Origin of the sequence: Gluconacetobacter azotocaptans, assembly GCF_014174355.1 — a bacterium.
Classification (GTDB): domain Bacteria; phylum Pseudomonadota; class Alphaproteobacteria; order Acetobacterales; family Acetobacteraceae; genus Gluconacetobacter; species Gluconacetobacter azotocaptans.
On sequence record NZ_JABEQF010000003.1, the window covers coordinates 354,915 to 368,561 of the forward strand.

Sequence of the window (13,647 nt, forward strand, 5' to 3'; positions counted from 1 at the left end):
ATATGCCGGGTGTCAATTGCGGCTACAAGGTTCCGCGCACGCTAGCAGTTTCGGTAGATTACGTAAAGCAAGGCTGTTTCGCGCTATCAACATTCCCGATTACGAGGGCGCCCCTCGGATCAGGCGGCTTACGCGCTCGGTTCGGTGGTGATCTTGTCTATCGCATTCTGGCGGCGGGTGGCTTCGGTCTGGATCAGCTGGAAGTTCAGATCGTAATCACGTTGGATCTCGACCATTTTCGTCGCCTCGGATACCGAATTCACGTTGCTCGACTCCAGCATCGCCTGCCGTATTTCCTTTCGGGCCACGGTATGCGTGGCCGTCGTCGGCCGGAGCAGATAATTACCTTCCTGTTGCAGCGTGTTGAGGTTGTCGACGGTGACGAGGCCGATGGTCGAGGAGACTCCGTTTTGAGTGGAGATCGTTCCGTCTGACGCCACCGATAGGATCTCGTCCTGCGGGGGGATGACGATGTTCCTGCCGTTCGTGTCCAGAAGCGGGTTTCCCGAACCGTCGGTGAGCGTCCCATCCGACCGGATATGGAACTGGCCGCTGCGGGTCAGCCGAACGCCCTGCGTCGTCCGAACGGAAAAGAAACCTTCGCCATTGATCGCGAAATCCGTCAGGTTTCCGGTCTGCCGCAGCTCCCCCTGAAGGTGGTCCTGATATGTCGCCTGGTCCTGCGTGTACGCCTCGTCCTTTTCCCCGGCCAGGCCGTGGACGTCCTTCTGGTGAACGAGAAATTCGGAAAAAAGCTGTTTCGACGTCTTGAATCCGTCGGTATTGGCGTTGGCAAGATTGTTGACGGTCAGATCGAGGGCACGTGTCAGCACATCGATGCGGGACAAGGCGATATACGTCGTGTTGTCCAATGTCTGCCTCCAGAAGGGGGATCGGGTCCGCGCAGGCAGACCGGTGCCGCGCCCGCCTCCTGACCGTGGTCTTGTAGAAGATATGGCAGAAAGCCGGCTATTCGAAAGATATTGGATCATTACCCGGACGGCAACATACGATGCGCGGCCCCATGGTCTTGATCGCAGGAATGCTGCAGGAAAGCCGACAAGGCCGCCTTTTCTCCGGAAAAGACCTTGCCATGTTCGTGAACGTGGTCTTACTTGCGGGCGCAAGCCGTACGTAGCGTGGGCACCATTCGGGCATATATGGCCATGCATGACATGCCTCCTGCCTGCGTGGTGGGATGACCACGAAGTTAAGGTACACCCGGAGGACTGTCCGCCTATGATGCGTTCCCTTGATATCGCCGGCACGGGCATGCAGGCTCAGACGACGAACGTCGAGACGATCTCCAATAACATCGCCAACATGACGACCACCGGCTACAAGCGGCGCCGTGCCGAGTTCCAGGATCTCATCTATCAGGATCTCCGGCGGGCAGGGACCATGAGCTCGGATACGGGCGACCTCGTGCCGGCGGGCGCGCAGATCGGTCTTGGCGTGCGTACCGCCGGGATTTACCGGATCAACGAGCAGGGCACGCTGTCCCAGACCAGCAATGCCCTCGACCTTGCGATCGAGGGACGCGGCTATTTTCAGGTGACGCTGCCGTCCGGCGAATACGCCTATACCCGTGACGGAACGTTCTCGCTGTCCGAGGACGGCACCATCGTCACGGCGGACGGCTATCCCCTCAATCCGAACATTACCCTGCCGAACAACGCCGAGAATGTGACCATCGACCAGAGCGGCCAGGTCCAGTATACGGTGTCCGGCGACGGGACGGCGCAGGTGGCCGGCCAGATCCAGATGTCGACCTTCCAGAACGAGAACGGTCTTGCCGCCATGGGTCAGAACCTGTTCACGGCGACGACATCCTCCGGTGACCCGATCACCGGCACGCCCCAGAGCGTGGGGTTCGGCTCGGTACGCCAGGGCTTCATCGAGGAATCCTCGGTCAACGTGGTGACCGAGATCACGGACCTGATCACCGCGCAGCGCGCCTACGAAATGAACAGCAAGGTCATCACGGCCTCCGACGAGATGCTCCAGACGCTGACGAATCTGAGATAGCATGCCCGTGCGCGCAGCAATCGCGGCAGCGGTCGCCGCGGGCATCATGACAGTCTGCACGGCGACCCTGTCGGCGGCGACGCTGCGAAGCGCCACGGTGATCACCTCCGACGTTGTAAAACTGTCGGATCTTTTTGCCGATCTGGAACCGCGGCAGGACAAAATCATCGGCCCGGCGCCCAAACCCGGGGCCAGCATCTATGTCGGCGGCCGGCAGTTGATCGCCATCGCCGACCAGTACGGCGTTGACTGGCTGGACGAGTCGCCGTCGGCGATGGCGACGATCACACGGTCGGGCCGTGTCCTCGACAAGGAATTCTTTGTCGGTCTCGTGCAGAAAAGCCTGCCGGACATCGGAACGGGTCCTGTCTCGATCGACCTTGCCGATTTCCATCCCATAACGGTTGCGTCGGACGACCCGAAGCCGGTCGTCCTGTCGGACGTCGATTGGGACCAGAGGACCGGGCGGTTCTCCGCCACCGTCTACCGGACCCATCCGACCGGCGACATAACGCAGGATTCCTTCCTCCTGACCGGAATCGTGCGTGCCCCGCGCAGGGTGCTGGTGTTTTCCCGCTCTCTGCCCGCCGGGGCCGTGATTTCCGCGTCTGATGTCAATATAGACGAATCCTATACTGGCTACGCGACCGCGAAAATATTCACGGATGAGACCGAAGTGGATGGCATGACGCTTCTGCACACCGTCGTCGCCGGCGAACCTGTTCTTGAGCGCGATCTGCACAGGACCGTGCTGATGCACAAGGGGGACCCCGTCCTGATCGTCTTTACCGCCCCGGGCGTTCATCTGACTGCAACCGGCAGGGCTTTGGAAGATGGGGGCAACGGCCAGTACGTGCACGCCCTCAACCTGGCGAGCAGCATGATCGTGACCGGCCGCGTGGCAGGTGCATCGCAGGTCGATGTCGATGCCGGGTCAGGCGCCGTTCCTTCGGACCCGAACATGTTGCGGCGTCTGACCGCGTCTGCCCGCGCAAACACGCGGTCGGACCTGTCAATCCGGTAGACGCCGCGTGCGCAGGAGACCTGCTTTGACAAAATACCGCCTGCCGGGTGCGCTCGTGACCGGATTGCTGTGCCTGTCGGGATGTTCCGGCCTGTCGGAAATCAGCGAGATGGGCCACCCGCCGCGCATGACCACAACGTCGGACCCGACGCAGGCCCCTGAGTACCGCCCCGTGACAATGCCGATGCCGCCGCTTCAGGCGCCCCCCACCGAGATCGGCAGTCTGTGGCGGCCCGGAAGCCGGGCCTTCTTCAAGGACCAGAGGGCGTCGCAGGTCGGCGACCTTCTGACCATCAAGGTCGGGATCGCCGATAATGCCGCGGTGACGAACAACACGACGGCCAGCGGCAGCGGGTCCGAGGATTACGGTGTTCCAAGCCTGTTCGGCTTTCACGGTACGGCGCTGCAGCACATCACCGGCGCATCCGCCGTCAACACAAGCAGCGCAAGCGCCAACACGGCCACGGGCAGGATCACCCGGACCGACGCCGTCGTCCTGACGCTGGCCGGGACGATCACGCAGGTGCTTCCCAATGGCAATTTCGTCGTGGTCGCGCGCCAGGAGGTCAGGGTTAACGGCGAACTCCGTCAGCTCATGGTCAGTGGCGTCGTCAGGCCGCAGGACATCACGGAAGACAACACGGTGACCCATGACCGGATTGCCGAGGCAAGGATTTCGTACGGCGGGCGCGGCCAGCTGACCAAGCTCCAGACGCCGCGATACGGGCAGCAGGTTCTCGACAGCGTCCTGCCGTTCTGATCCTGGCATCACGGGACGCACCGCCCGCGTTATGGCGCGGACGGCTTCCTAGCCGCCGAAGCTTCTGACCAGACCTCCGGCCACCATCTGCCACCCGTCGACCATCACAAAGAAAATCAGCTTGAACGGCAGCGAGATCGTGGCAGGCGGCAGCATCATCATGCCCAGGCTCATGAGGACGCTCGAGGTGACGAGGTCGATGACGAGGAACGGCAGGTAGAGCAGGAACCCCATCTCGAAACCGCGGCTGAGTTCGCCAATCATGAATGCCGGCATGAGCACGCGCCATGGCGTCTGGGCGGGGGCGGCGGGTGGCGGCAGATTTGCAAGATGCAGAAACGTCGTGATGTCGGCAGGCCGCGCATTGGCAAGCATGAACGTCCGGAAGGGTTCGGCCGCCGCGGCCAGACCATCCATTTCGCTCACGCGGCCATCCATCATCGGAACGATGCCGTGCGTCCAGGATTGTTCGAGAACCGGCTGCATGACGAAGAACGTCAGAAACAGCGCAAGACCGATCATGACCGTATTGGGCGGCGTTCCCTGTGCCCCGATCGCCCCGCGCAGCAAGGACAGGACGATGATGATCCGCGTAAAGGCGGTAACCATCACCAGCAGGCTGGGCGCAAACGAGAGAACCGTAACGAGGGCCGTCAGCTGCACAAGGCGGCTGGTCGTTCCCGTATCACCCATGCCCTTCCCGAGATCGAGCGTCACGGACTGGGCGTACGCACATGCCGGCATGACAACCAGCATGGCGACGGCCACGCACGCGGCAATGGTGCCGACCTTGACGACCCGTCCCGTGAACAACCCTGATATCAACGCGTCCGCTCCACTACTCGTATCACTCGCCTGGATCGGTGTCGGGCCGCGCCGGGGGGACTGTGCGCGGTAGATGGCCGGCCTCGTCTTCAATCCAGCCAAGGAACAGGTCATTTCCGCCGCCCGTCAGGATCAGGCCCTTTTTCTTGCCGCAGCTTATGAGGCTGACGCGCCGGCGCGGATCTATGGCCAGAGTCTCCAGCACCGCAAGGTTGCGCGTCCGGCGTCCCCGCGACAGGTAAGGTTCCAGGAATTTCAGGCCGTAGCGACTGAGCAGGATGAGTGCGACCACGATCACGAACGACAGCAGGCACGTCAGCCACGAGGCGCCGAACGTACCCGGATCATGCGCAAATGACCCCGTCAGAGGGGCTGCGAGAGCATTTGCCCCGGACACCGCCGATTCCTATCCAGGTGCGGTGGACGACGACAGGATTTCGGTCATGGTGACACCGATGTGGTTATCATCGACAACCACCACCTCGCCACGGGCGATCAGCCGGTTGTTCGCGTAGATGTCCACCGCTTCCCCCAGCTTCTTGTCCAGTTCCACGACAGCGCCACGTCCCAGCCGCAGAAGCTGGCTGACCGGCATCGTCGCCGTGCCGATGACGGCGGTGATCTTCACCGGGATGTCGTAAACCGCCTCCATCTGGCTGACCCCGCTCGCTGCACCGTCGGCAGGGTGCTCGGGGCCAGCCGTCTTGGCACCATCCGCCGTCCCGGTCGGATCCGACGACGTGCTGGCGAACTCCTCAAGTCCGATATCGTTGCCTGTGCTCATGGTTCTCTCCGCCTGCCCTATGCCTTCTGCACGCTCTGTTCCCCGCGCTGCCGCGCGAGGGCCGTAACAGCGGCAATAATTTTCTCCGCAACGGATTTTCGCCACTGTTCGGGATCAATAACGATTGTATTCGTTACAGAAACGACGCGTATCGTATCCGCTCCGGCATCCTGCGCCACTTCTATGCGGACGTTCGCATCATCTTTGAAGGTGGCCTGCAGGCGCTGTGCGTCGGCCTCGCCGCATTGGACCGTCACGGCGCCCTCGCATTCCTTCGCGAAGGCCGATGCGTCGGAAATAAGATCCCGCTGCAGGCCGGCCAGCACGGTCCCATCAAGCGCCGTCAGGCTGCTGACAACATCCGTGACCGTCAGCAGAAAGGCATTCGCGGCGTCGCTCAGAACCTGATTGCGCTGCTCGTTCTCCGCACTGAATGCTGCCGTGAGGGACGAAACGCAGGCTGCAAAACGCGCCTGCAGCGCCTCCTCCTTGTCCCGCGATCCTTTCTCGAGCCCCTCGCGGAACGCGGATTCACGCACGGCATCCACCTGGGCATGGGTCATCGTGACAAGGTCGGGATCGGGAACGGCATCCGCTTCCGCCGCTGCTGTGTCCGCGTCCGTCGCGGGGGCGGCCCCGAAATCTTCCAGATCGAGAAGTTCCAGCCGGACTGGCGCGGGCGCCGATTGCAGGGAGGCAGACACCGCTGTCACGGAATGATCTCGTCGTTGCCGCCGCTTTCGGTGAGATCGATTTCACCGGCATTTGCCATGTTCTTGATGGTGCCGACGATTTCCGCCTGTGCCGCGTCGGCGTCCCTGACACGGACAGGCCCAAGGGCCTCGATCTCTTCCATGAGAATACTCCCGGCACGTTTCGACATGCATTGCAGGAACATCTTCCGTACCGTCTCGGAAGCCCCCTTCAGGGCCAGCGGCAATTTGTCGCGATCCATCTCGTTGACGATCCGCATAAGGGATTCATGCGGCAGACGCTTGATGTCCTCGAAGGTGAACATCAGCGCCTTCACCTTCTCCATGTCGTCGTGATTGCGGTTGTCCATCGACGCCATCAGGCGTGTCTCGGTCTTGCGATCGAAATTGTTGAAGATTTCCGCAAGAAGCTCGTAGCTGTTCCGCTTGGACGAACGTCCCAGAGACGACATGAATTCCGAGCGAAGCGTGGCCTCGACGCTGTCCAGAACGTCTCTCTGCACCGTTTCCATGTGCAGGACCCGCATCATGACGTCGGTTGCATAGTCTTCGGGAAGCAGCGCGAAAATGCGCGCGGCATGCGCGGGCTGGAGCCTGCTCAGAATGACGGCGGCCGTCTGCGGGTATTCGTTCCGCAGATAGTTGGCCAGCACGGTTTCCTGAACGTTCCCCAACTTGTCCCACATCGTCCTGCCGGCCGGACCACGGATCTCGTCCATGATCTTGGCGACCTGATCTTCCGGCAGGGCCTTGCGCAGCATTTCTTCCGTGGTTTCGTACGTGCCCACCAACCCGTCGGCCGATTCAAAATTCCGGCTGAACTCATGGCAGACGGATTCCACCAGATCGGCCCGTACAAGGCCGAGGCTGGCCATGGTGACGGAAATGTCGCGGATTTCATCCTCGTGCAGCATCTTCAGAAGTTTGGCCGATTTCTCACGCCCTACGGCAAGCATGAGGATGGCGGCCTTCTGCCTGCCGTTCAGATGCGCTGTAACAGTATTCTGACCGCCGGAAGCGACGGGGGATATAGCGGCCTCGGTCATGCCTGTTTTCCTGGCTCGGGTGTGGCCAGCCAGTTCCGAATGATCAGAACGCTCTCGTCGAGGCTTTCTTCAACGCGATCCGAGACCTTTGCGATCGCCTCGGTCCGCAGTTTTCCTTCGACGCCCTCGATCCTGATCGTTCCATCTCCGGTTCCGTCGGAAGGAATCAATGCCCCCGCGGCGCCGCCGGCCAGGCGGGTGGCGTTTGCGGACATGCCCAGAGCGCCTTCATGCGCCGACCGCCCGGCGAGGGCAAGAATATTCCCCTTGCCACGCCGCAGCATCGGCCGGACGGCTATGAAAATGGCTCCAAGTGCCAGAATGATGGGGATGACCCATTCCGCGACGTAGATAAGGGTGTCACGGTTGAACAGGCTGCTGCCCGCGGTCGCGAATTCATTCCCGCCATCAGGCATGAACCGCATCGAAACGACATTCACCTCGTCGCCACGGTTCTTGTCGTACCCGATCGCCGTCTTCGCGAGCGTGGTGAGTCTTTCGATCTCGCTGCTGTCCAGCGGCTGCCAGACGTCTTTCCTGCCACTTCTGACCACCGTGCCGTCGACCATGACGGCAAGGCTGATCCGGGCCAGCCGCGGGCGTGTCTGGTTTATGACGCGGACGCGCTTGCCGATCTCGTAATTGTCGGTCTCTTCCTCACGGTCGTCGTTCGAACCGTTCCTGTTGTCCTGGTTCGCATTGGCGTTCGGCAGGTTGTTCGACACCGAAGTATTCGGGTTGGCCTCGGTATTGACGCTCTTGTCCGAACTGGTCTGCTGCGAGCGGAGAACCTGCTGGTTCGGATCGTAGCTTTCGTCCGTCTCGTGGATTTCGTCCGTATCCATGGTGACCGCTGCGCGGGCACGCACATGCCCCGCACCCAGGGTCGGCACCAGCATGTCTTCCACGGCTTCGGCCAGACGCTGTTCCTCGGCGTGGCGCAACTTCTCGACCGTGGTTTCCTGACCGGCGGCGCTGTCGGGGTCGCCGGGCTTCAGCAGGACATCGCCCCGCGTATCGACGATCGAGATATTCTGCGGGCGCAGGCTGGGGACAGCCGCCGCGACCAGGTTCTGAATGGCCTGGATGCCGTCGGGGGCCATGCGGCCCGCCCTGCCGATGTCAAGGATGACGCTGGCCTGAGACGGGCTGGTCTGGGTCGAAAAGAGATCGCGATGCGGAAGAACGAGGTGAACCCGGACGTTGCGCACCCCATGGAGAAGACGAATGGAGCGCTCAAGCTCGCCCTCCATGGCCCGTGTCTCGTTGATGGTCTGCTCGAACTGCGTGCTGGTCAGCGTCCCGCTCTTGTCGAACAGTTCGTAGCCGACAGCCCCCCCGCTCGGGAGCCCATCCTTTGCAAGCAGAAGCCTTGCGCTGGCGACCTTGTCGCGCGGAACGTAGATGCTCGTTCCGTCGGAGCTGGTCGTGGTGTTGATATGGGCCTTTCCCAGATCGTCGATCATTTCAGCGGCTTCGTTAAGATCGAGGTCGCCGTAAAGCAGGGCCATGGGCTGGACGCTGCCCCGAAAGACGAAAAGTCCGATTGCCGAGAGAAGAACGGCAGCCGCGATCCCCAGCGCCGCCAGTCGCTTGCGCCCAAGGCCCTTCAGACCAGCCAATATGTTCTGCATGGGAAGCGTTATGCCGTCATGACACTAAAGCGGAAAGGCACAAAAATCCTCCGGCGGCTTGACCATGCGATATCCCCTGCATCTCGCCTTATAACGATGCATACGCCATCAGGAAGGCTAAAAAGACCGTCCATGACGAAATGCATATAGAGCGGGTCGATTCTTGACTTGAATCATTTCTCGATCGCCGTCAGACAGTCCGCCGACCGCGCGGCACGTCTCCACAGGATTATGAGGATTATGTGCCGATAAAGCACAGTCTGATGTTTCTGAATAGTTCAGACGTTATTATACTTAATAAAAGATGGGAAAAGACTGCTGCATGAATGGTCCGGGGGCATCGGGTCGCGTCATCGACTGCGTCTGCCGGGGGCAGTCCATGAAGGGCGCGCATCCTGCCACGGCTGGCACGGAAGTACCCAACCTGATCGGGGTGACAAAGCTGGCAGGCATTTTGGAAAATTGGCGCACCCGAAAGGACTCGAACCTCTAACCCCCAGATTCGTAGTCTGGTGCTCTATCCAATTGAGCTACGGGTGCGCTGTGGGGCGCTGTGTAACCGAGTGTCGGGGAAACGGCAACCCCCTTCCGCATTTTTTTTCCGGAGCCACCCAGGGGACATCGGACCCCGCGTTACGGGGCCATGCCGCCGCGGGGGGCGACGGTGTGGCCCAGAAGGCCGCGCAGCAGGGCGCCGATATCGGGTTCGTGGGCGTCGCCGGGGGGCAGGCGGTGGTAGATCGCGTCGGCCCGCACGGCGGGTGTGCCGTCCACGGTGGCCAATCCCTGGACGAAGACCAGGCTGCGCGTGATGCGCAACGTTTCGGCCCGCAATTCCACCCATACTTCGCGCGGGACCGCCGCCATGAAATCCAGGCTCAGCGAGATCGTCGGCAGGAAGCCCGTCTGCAAATCCTCGCGGAACAGGGCGGCCATCGCCAGATAGGTGTCGCAGACGCTGGCCAGCTTCCCGCCGTGGCAGAGCCCTGCCCGATTGCAGCAGGCCGGCGTGACGCGGAACCCGCCCACCAACTGCCCGGCTTCGACGCCGACCAGGAAGCCGCCCGACAGGGCATCGAACCCGCCGGGGGCAAGGTCGGGCAGGGGGACGAAGCCCGGCGGGGACGAACTGTCCTGCGCGGGGTCGGCGGTCACGATCCGGCCCCTGTGTCGGGATGGCGGATGCGGGCGGTGGCGGCAGCGATGGTCATGGGGGGCGGCCTCCCGGCGGGATCTCCGGCTCATGCCGCATTACGCGGCAGGTCGGTCCCGGATGCCGGGGGCAGGACAACTGCCGGAAAACAATCCGTGACCGCGCCGGATCAGCTTCCCGGAAGCAGCACCCGCGCGGCCGCCGTGGCGACGTCGTGGCGCAGGCGCACGACGCTGTGCCCGCCTTCGGGATGAACCCGGTTCGTCAGGATCAGGACATAGCTGTCGCTGCCGGGATCCAGCCACAGCGACGTGCCGGTGAAGCCGGTATGGCCGAACGACCCCACCGGGAAGACGTCGCCGCGCGGGGTCGAATAATGGGTGTGGATGTCCCAGCCCAGGCCGCGCAGGTCCTGCCGGCCGGCGGGCTGCTGCGGCGTGGTCATCAGCACCAGCGTCTCGGGCTTCAGCGGATAGGCGCTGGGCCGCCCGGCGCGGCGATCCAGCAGCGCCTGGGCATAGACCGCCATGTCGGCGGCGTCCGAAAACAGGCCCGCATGGCCCGCGACCCCACCCATGCGGCGCGACGTAGGGTCGTGGACGACCCCGCGCAGCATGACGTGATGCTCGTCGAACTGGGTGGGCGCGATGGATGGCAGCCAGGCGGGCGGCGGCAGGAAGCGCGAGCGCGCCATGCCCAGCGGGTCCAGCACCCGGGTCTGGACGTAATGGTCCAGCGTGTCGTGCGAGAAATGCTGCACCAGCAGGCCGAGCGTGATGAAATTGATGTCGCTGTAGACGAAGCATTCGCCCGCCGGATGGTCGGGGCGCGTCTCCATGACCCGGCGCACGGCTTCGTCGCGGCCGGTCCAGGGCGTGGACAGGTCCAGGTCGGGCGGCAGGCCGGAATAATGCGTCAGCAGGTGGCGGATCGTGATCGCCGCCTTGCCGTTGTGGGCGAAGTCCGGGAGATAGCGGCACGCCGGGTCGTCCAGCCGGAAGGCCCCGGCCTCGTAAAACTGCATGAGCGCGACGGTGGTCGCGACCGGCTTGGTCAGCGACGCCATGTCATAGAGCGTGCCTTCGTCCAGCGCCTCGCGCGCCGGGACCAGGGCGCGGCACCCGTAGGCGCGGTGATGGACGATCCGCCCGCCATGGCCGATGACGATGACGGCCCCCGGGGTCTGCCCGTCGGCGATCGCGCGGTCCACCAGCCGGTCGACCGGGGTGAACGGGCCGGCGACGCCGGCCGCGCAGCCCCCCGCCATTCCGGCGCCGCCCGCGGCCAGCATCAGGCGCAGCATGGTCCGTCGGCTCGGTACCGTCATCGTGTCTCGTGCTCCATCTCGGTCGGATCCAGCGTAGGGCGGGCCGCCGCGTCGCGAAAGGCCGGGCCGGGCCGCAGCCGGCAGGGCAGCCCGATGGCGAAGGTCGCGGCCACCCCGATCGGCACCAGCCATGGAAAGGCGATGTTGCGGCCGCCCGGATGCACGAACAGGATCAGCACCGCCATGACCGCCAGCGTGCCGACGAAGGCCGGAACGGTGTCGCGCTGCCGCGCGCCCGGCACCAGCAGCCCGAACAGGAACGCCCCCAGCAGCGCGCCGTAGGAATAGCCTGCGATCGACAGGCCGAAGACCACGGCCGACCGACCGGTATTCGAAAAGCACGACGCCGCCCCGATCAGCAGCACCGCCCACAGCACGGTGATGCCGCGCGACAGCGTCACTGCCCCGATCCGCCCCCGCCATGCCGCGGGCGGCAGCAGGTCCGCCAGGGTCGATCCGGTCATCGCGTTCAGCGCCGAGGACAGCGACCCCATCGTGGCGCTGATGATGCCCGCGATCAGCACCGCCGACAGGGACGGCGGCAGGTCACGGGCGATGAAGGCGGGAAACAGCGCGTCGGGCGAACGCAGCCCCAGCGCGGCGGGCGACGCCCCGCCATTGCGGATCCACAGCAGCACCCCCACCGCCGACAGCAGGGCGAACAGGCCGGTGACGACGACCGCGCTGCCGACCATGGCGATCCGCGCCGCGCGCAGCGACCGGGCCGCCAGTACACGCTGGACCATCAGCTGGTCCGCCCCGTGCGAGGCCATGGACAGGATCGCCCCGCCCACCAGCGCCGTCGCCGGGGCATAGGGCGACGTCAGGATGGCGCCGTCGCCGTGGAAGACCGCGAGGCGTCCGGCGCGCCATGCCGCCCCCAGCGTCGCGCGGTCGGCATAAGGCCACAGCAGGCCGACGCACAGGATGGCCCCCAGCGTATAGAGGCCGAACTGGATGCTGTCGGACCAGACGACGGCCCGCAGCCCCCCGGCCGCGGTATAGGCGGCGGTCAGCGCCGTCAGCCCGACCAGCACCGGCAGCGGCCCCGCGGGCAGGTGCGCCGCCGCCAGCAGCGCGCAGATCGGCAGGGTGGAGGCGAACAGCCGCACCCCCTCGGCCAGCAGCCGCGTGCCCAGGAAGACGGCCGAGGCCAGGCGCTGCATCCCGCGTCCGAACCGTTCGCCCAGATACTGGTAGGCGCTGGAAAATCCGTCGCGCGCATACAGCGGCAGCAGCAGCCACGCCACGACGATGCGTCCGGCGACGTAGCCCAGGCCCAGCCCGACGAACACCAGGCCGCCGCCGTAGGCCACCCCCGGCACGCTGATGACGGTCAGGGTCGAGGTCTCGGTGGCGACGATGGACAGGCAGATGGCCCAGGTCGGCAGGTCATGGGGCCGCCGTCCGTCCGGCGCGCCGGTGCGCCCCCGCGACAGGCGCAACGACAGGGCGGCGAGGGCCAGCAGGCACAGGCCGATGATCGCGGGTTCGGTCAGGGACATGGATCTCCGTTCGGGGCAGGGAAGGCGGAGGCGGGGGCGGAGGCCGGGCAGGGCCGAAGGGAACTTTGCCCCGCCCGCAGGGTTTTTGGGAGGATACCAATCTGTAAAGGAGGCTTCCATGAGCCACGACCGTTTTCCGACATCCAGCCTGTGCCGCGCCGTTTTCCTGGTGGTGGCGATGCTGGGCGTGTCGGCGGGACTGTCGGCCTGCAACACCGTGCGGGGGGCTGGCGAGGACGTCAGCTCGGTCGGTCATGACGTCTCGCGGGGGGCAAACGCGACGCAAGGACATATCACCCATTCGACCGGCGCATCCCCCCAGTAGTTTTGTCGTCCGAGCCGTCAAGGGCCGAGACCCTTGCACCCCGACATGCATGAAGTCGGGGGTTTCCAAAGGGCCGAGCCCTTTGGTGGGTCAAGGGCAAAGCCCTTGCCGTTGGTTTGCTGCCCGCCCCGAAGGCCCGCAACATCGGCTTGAATCCGTGCCGGTCGAGCATGGCCCCGCGCCTCAGGCGTGACGCGAGCCTTGCTTTTTGGTTCATTCTTTCCCAATAATAGCGCATTCCGGTTCGTGTGACCGGGTTATTGACGTTCTCGGGGCGGGGTGAAAGTCCCCACCGGCGGTATTTGCGCCCGGTTTTCGGGCCGGCGCATCAGCCCGCGAGCGCCCGCACGGCCTTCCAGCCGGGCGGGGACAGCAGACCCGGTGTGATTCCGGGGCCGACGGTATAGTCCGGATGATAGAGAACGAGGTCCGCGCGGAGGCGCCACGTGGTGGCGCGTCCTGTGTGGTCCGTTGCGCCCCGGGTCCGTCCGAAGGATGGGACCGCTTGTCTTGGCTGAGGTTT

At 64.3% G+C, this 13,647-nt stretch carries 14 protein-coding genes, 1 tRNA gene and 1 riboswitch; of the genes, 4 read left to right on the forward strand and 11 right to left on the reverse strand.

The genetic code is table 11. The annotated features are described in order from the left end of the window. Nucleotides 1-128: 128 nt before the first annotated feature. Entirely contained in the window at nt 129-872 is a 744-nt protein-coding gene (gene flgF / locus HLH34_RS05655; protein ID WP_183118604.1) for a flagellar basal-body rod protein FlgF, read from the reverse strand. A gap of 370 nt (nt 873-1,242) precedes the next feature. Between flgF and flgG the strand changes: the two genes are divergently transcribed. Genes flgG through flgH form a run of 3 tightly spaced genes read left to right on the forward strand, consistent with a single transcriptional unit; the run spans nt 1,243 to nt 3,812 of the window. Continuing rightward, complete coding sequence (flgG, locus tag HLH34_RS05660) at nt 1,243-2,028, forward strand: flagellar basal-body rod protein FlgG (protein ID WP_183118684.1); 786 nt, start codon at nt 1,243-1,245, stop codon at nt 2,026-2,028. 1 nt (nt 2,029) lies between these two features. Beyond that, nucleotides 2,030-3,052 (forward strand): flagellar basal body P-ring formation chaperone FlgA, encoded by a 1,023-nt coding sequence (gene flgA, locus HLH34_RS05665; RefSeq protein ID WP_240162027.1) that lies wholly within the window; start codon nt 2,030-2,032, stop codon nt 3,050-3,052. Between the two features lie 25 nt (nt 3,053-3,077). After that, nucleotides 3,078-3,812 carry a flagellar basal body L-ring protein FlgH gene (flgH, locus tag HLH34_RS05670; RefSeq protein WP_220792043.1) on the forward strand — a complete coding sequence of 245 codons (735 nt, stop codon included), beginning with the start codon at nt 3,078-3,080 and terminating at the stop codon, nt 3,810-3,812. A gap of 48 nt (nt 3,813-3,860) precedes the next feature. Here flgH and fliP read toward each other — a convergent pair whose 3' ends face one another. The 10 genes from fliP to HLH34_RS05720 form a co-directional block, all read right to left on the reverse strand. Then, complete coding sequence (gene fliP, locus HLH34_RS05675; protein ID WP_183118686.1) at nt 3,861-4,568, reverse strand: flagellar type III secretion system pore protein FliP; 708 nt, start codon at nt 4,566-4,568, stop codon at nt 3,861-3,863. Between the two features lie 91 nt (nt 4,569-4,659). Next, nucleotides 4,660-5,034: a flagellar biosynthetic protein FliO gene (locus HLH34_RS05680; RefSeq protein ID WP_183118606.1), complete on the reverse strand. Its 375-nt coding sequence runs from the start codon at nt 5,032-5,034 to the stop codon at nt 4,660-4,662. A 9-nt stretch (nt 5,035-5,043) separates the two neighbouring features. Next, complete coding sequence (fliN, locus tag HLH34_RS05685) at nt 5,044-5,421, reverse strand: flagellar motor switch protein FliN (RefSeq protein WP_183118607.1); 378 nt, start codon at nt 5,419-5,421, stop codon at nt 5,044-5,046. A 17-nt stretch (nt 5,422-5,438) separates the two neighbouring features. Further along, nucleotides 5,439-6,134: a hypothetical protein gene (locus HLH34_RS05690; RefSeq protein WP_264784497.1), complete on the reverse strand. Its 696-nt coding sequence runs from the start codon at nt 6,132-6,134 to the stop codon at nt 5,439-5,441. Next, nucleotides 6,131-7,180 (reverse strand): flagellar motor switch protein FliG, encoded by a 1,050-nt coding sequence (gene fliG / locus HLH34_RS05695; RefSeq protein ID WP_183118608.1) that lies wholly within the window; start codon nt 7,178-7,180, stop codon nt 6,131-6,133. The genes HLH34_RS05690 and fliG overlap by 4 nt, the downstream gene beginning before the upstream one ends. Then, on the reverse strand, nt 7,177-8,814 hold the full coding sequence (fliF, locus tag HLH34_RS05700; RefSeq protein WP_183118609.1) for a flagellar basal-body MS-ring/collar protein FliF: 1,638 nt from the start codon (nt 8,812-8,814) through the stop codon (nt 7,177-7,179). Before fliF ends, fliG begins: the two co-directional genes overlap by 4 nt. A gap of 463 nt (nt 8,815-9,277) precedes the next feature. Beyond that, a tRNA-Arg gene (locus HLH34_RS05705) sits at nt 9,278-9,354 on the reverse strand. Between the two features lie 93 nt (nt 9,355-9,447). Continuing rightward, nucleotides 9,448-9,969, reverse strand: a complete 522-nt coding sequence (locus tag HLH34_RS05710) for a PaaI family thioesterase (RefSeq protein WP_264784498.1) — start codon at nt 9,967-9,969, stop codon at nt 9,448-9,450. Nucleotides 9,970-10,136: 167 nt separating this feature from the next. Next, nucleotides 10,137-11,294: a serine hydrolase domain-containing protein gene (locus HLH34_RS05715; RefSeq protein ID WP_373318642.1), complete on the reverse strand. Its 1,158-nt coding sequence runs from the start codon at nt 11,292-11,294 to the stop codon at nt 10,137-10,139. After that, nucleotides 11,291-12,799: a sodium:solute symporter gene (locus HLH34_RS05720; protein ID WP_183118611.1), complete on the reverse strand. Its 1,509-nt coding sequence runs from the start codon at nt 12,797-12,799 to the stop codon at nt 11,291-11,293. The genes HLH34_RS05715 and HLH34_RS05720 overlap by 4 nt, the downstream gene beginning before the upstream one ends. Nucleotides 12,800-12,917: 118 nt before the next feature. On the opposite strand from HLH34_RS05720, the gene HLH34_RS05725 reads away from it, so the two are divergent. Beyond that, a complete protein-coding gene (locus HLH34_RS05725) occupies nt 12,918-13,124 on the forward strand; it encodes an entericidin A/B family lipoprotein (protein WP_183118612.1) in 207 nt (68 codons plus the stop codon). A 261-nt stretch (nt 13,125-13,385) separates the two neighbouring features. Further along, a riboswitch (FMN riboswitch) is annotated at nt 13,386-13,552 on the forward strand. Nucleotides 13,553-13,647: the final 95 nt, after the last annotated feature.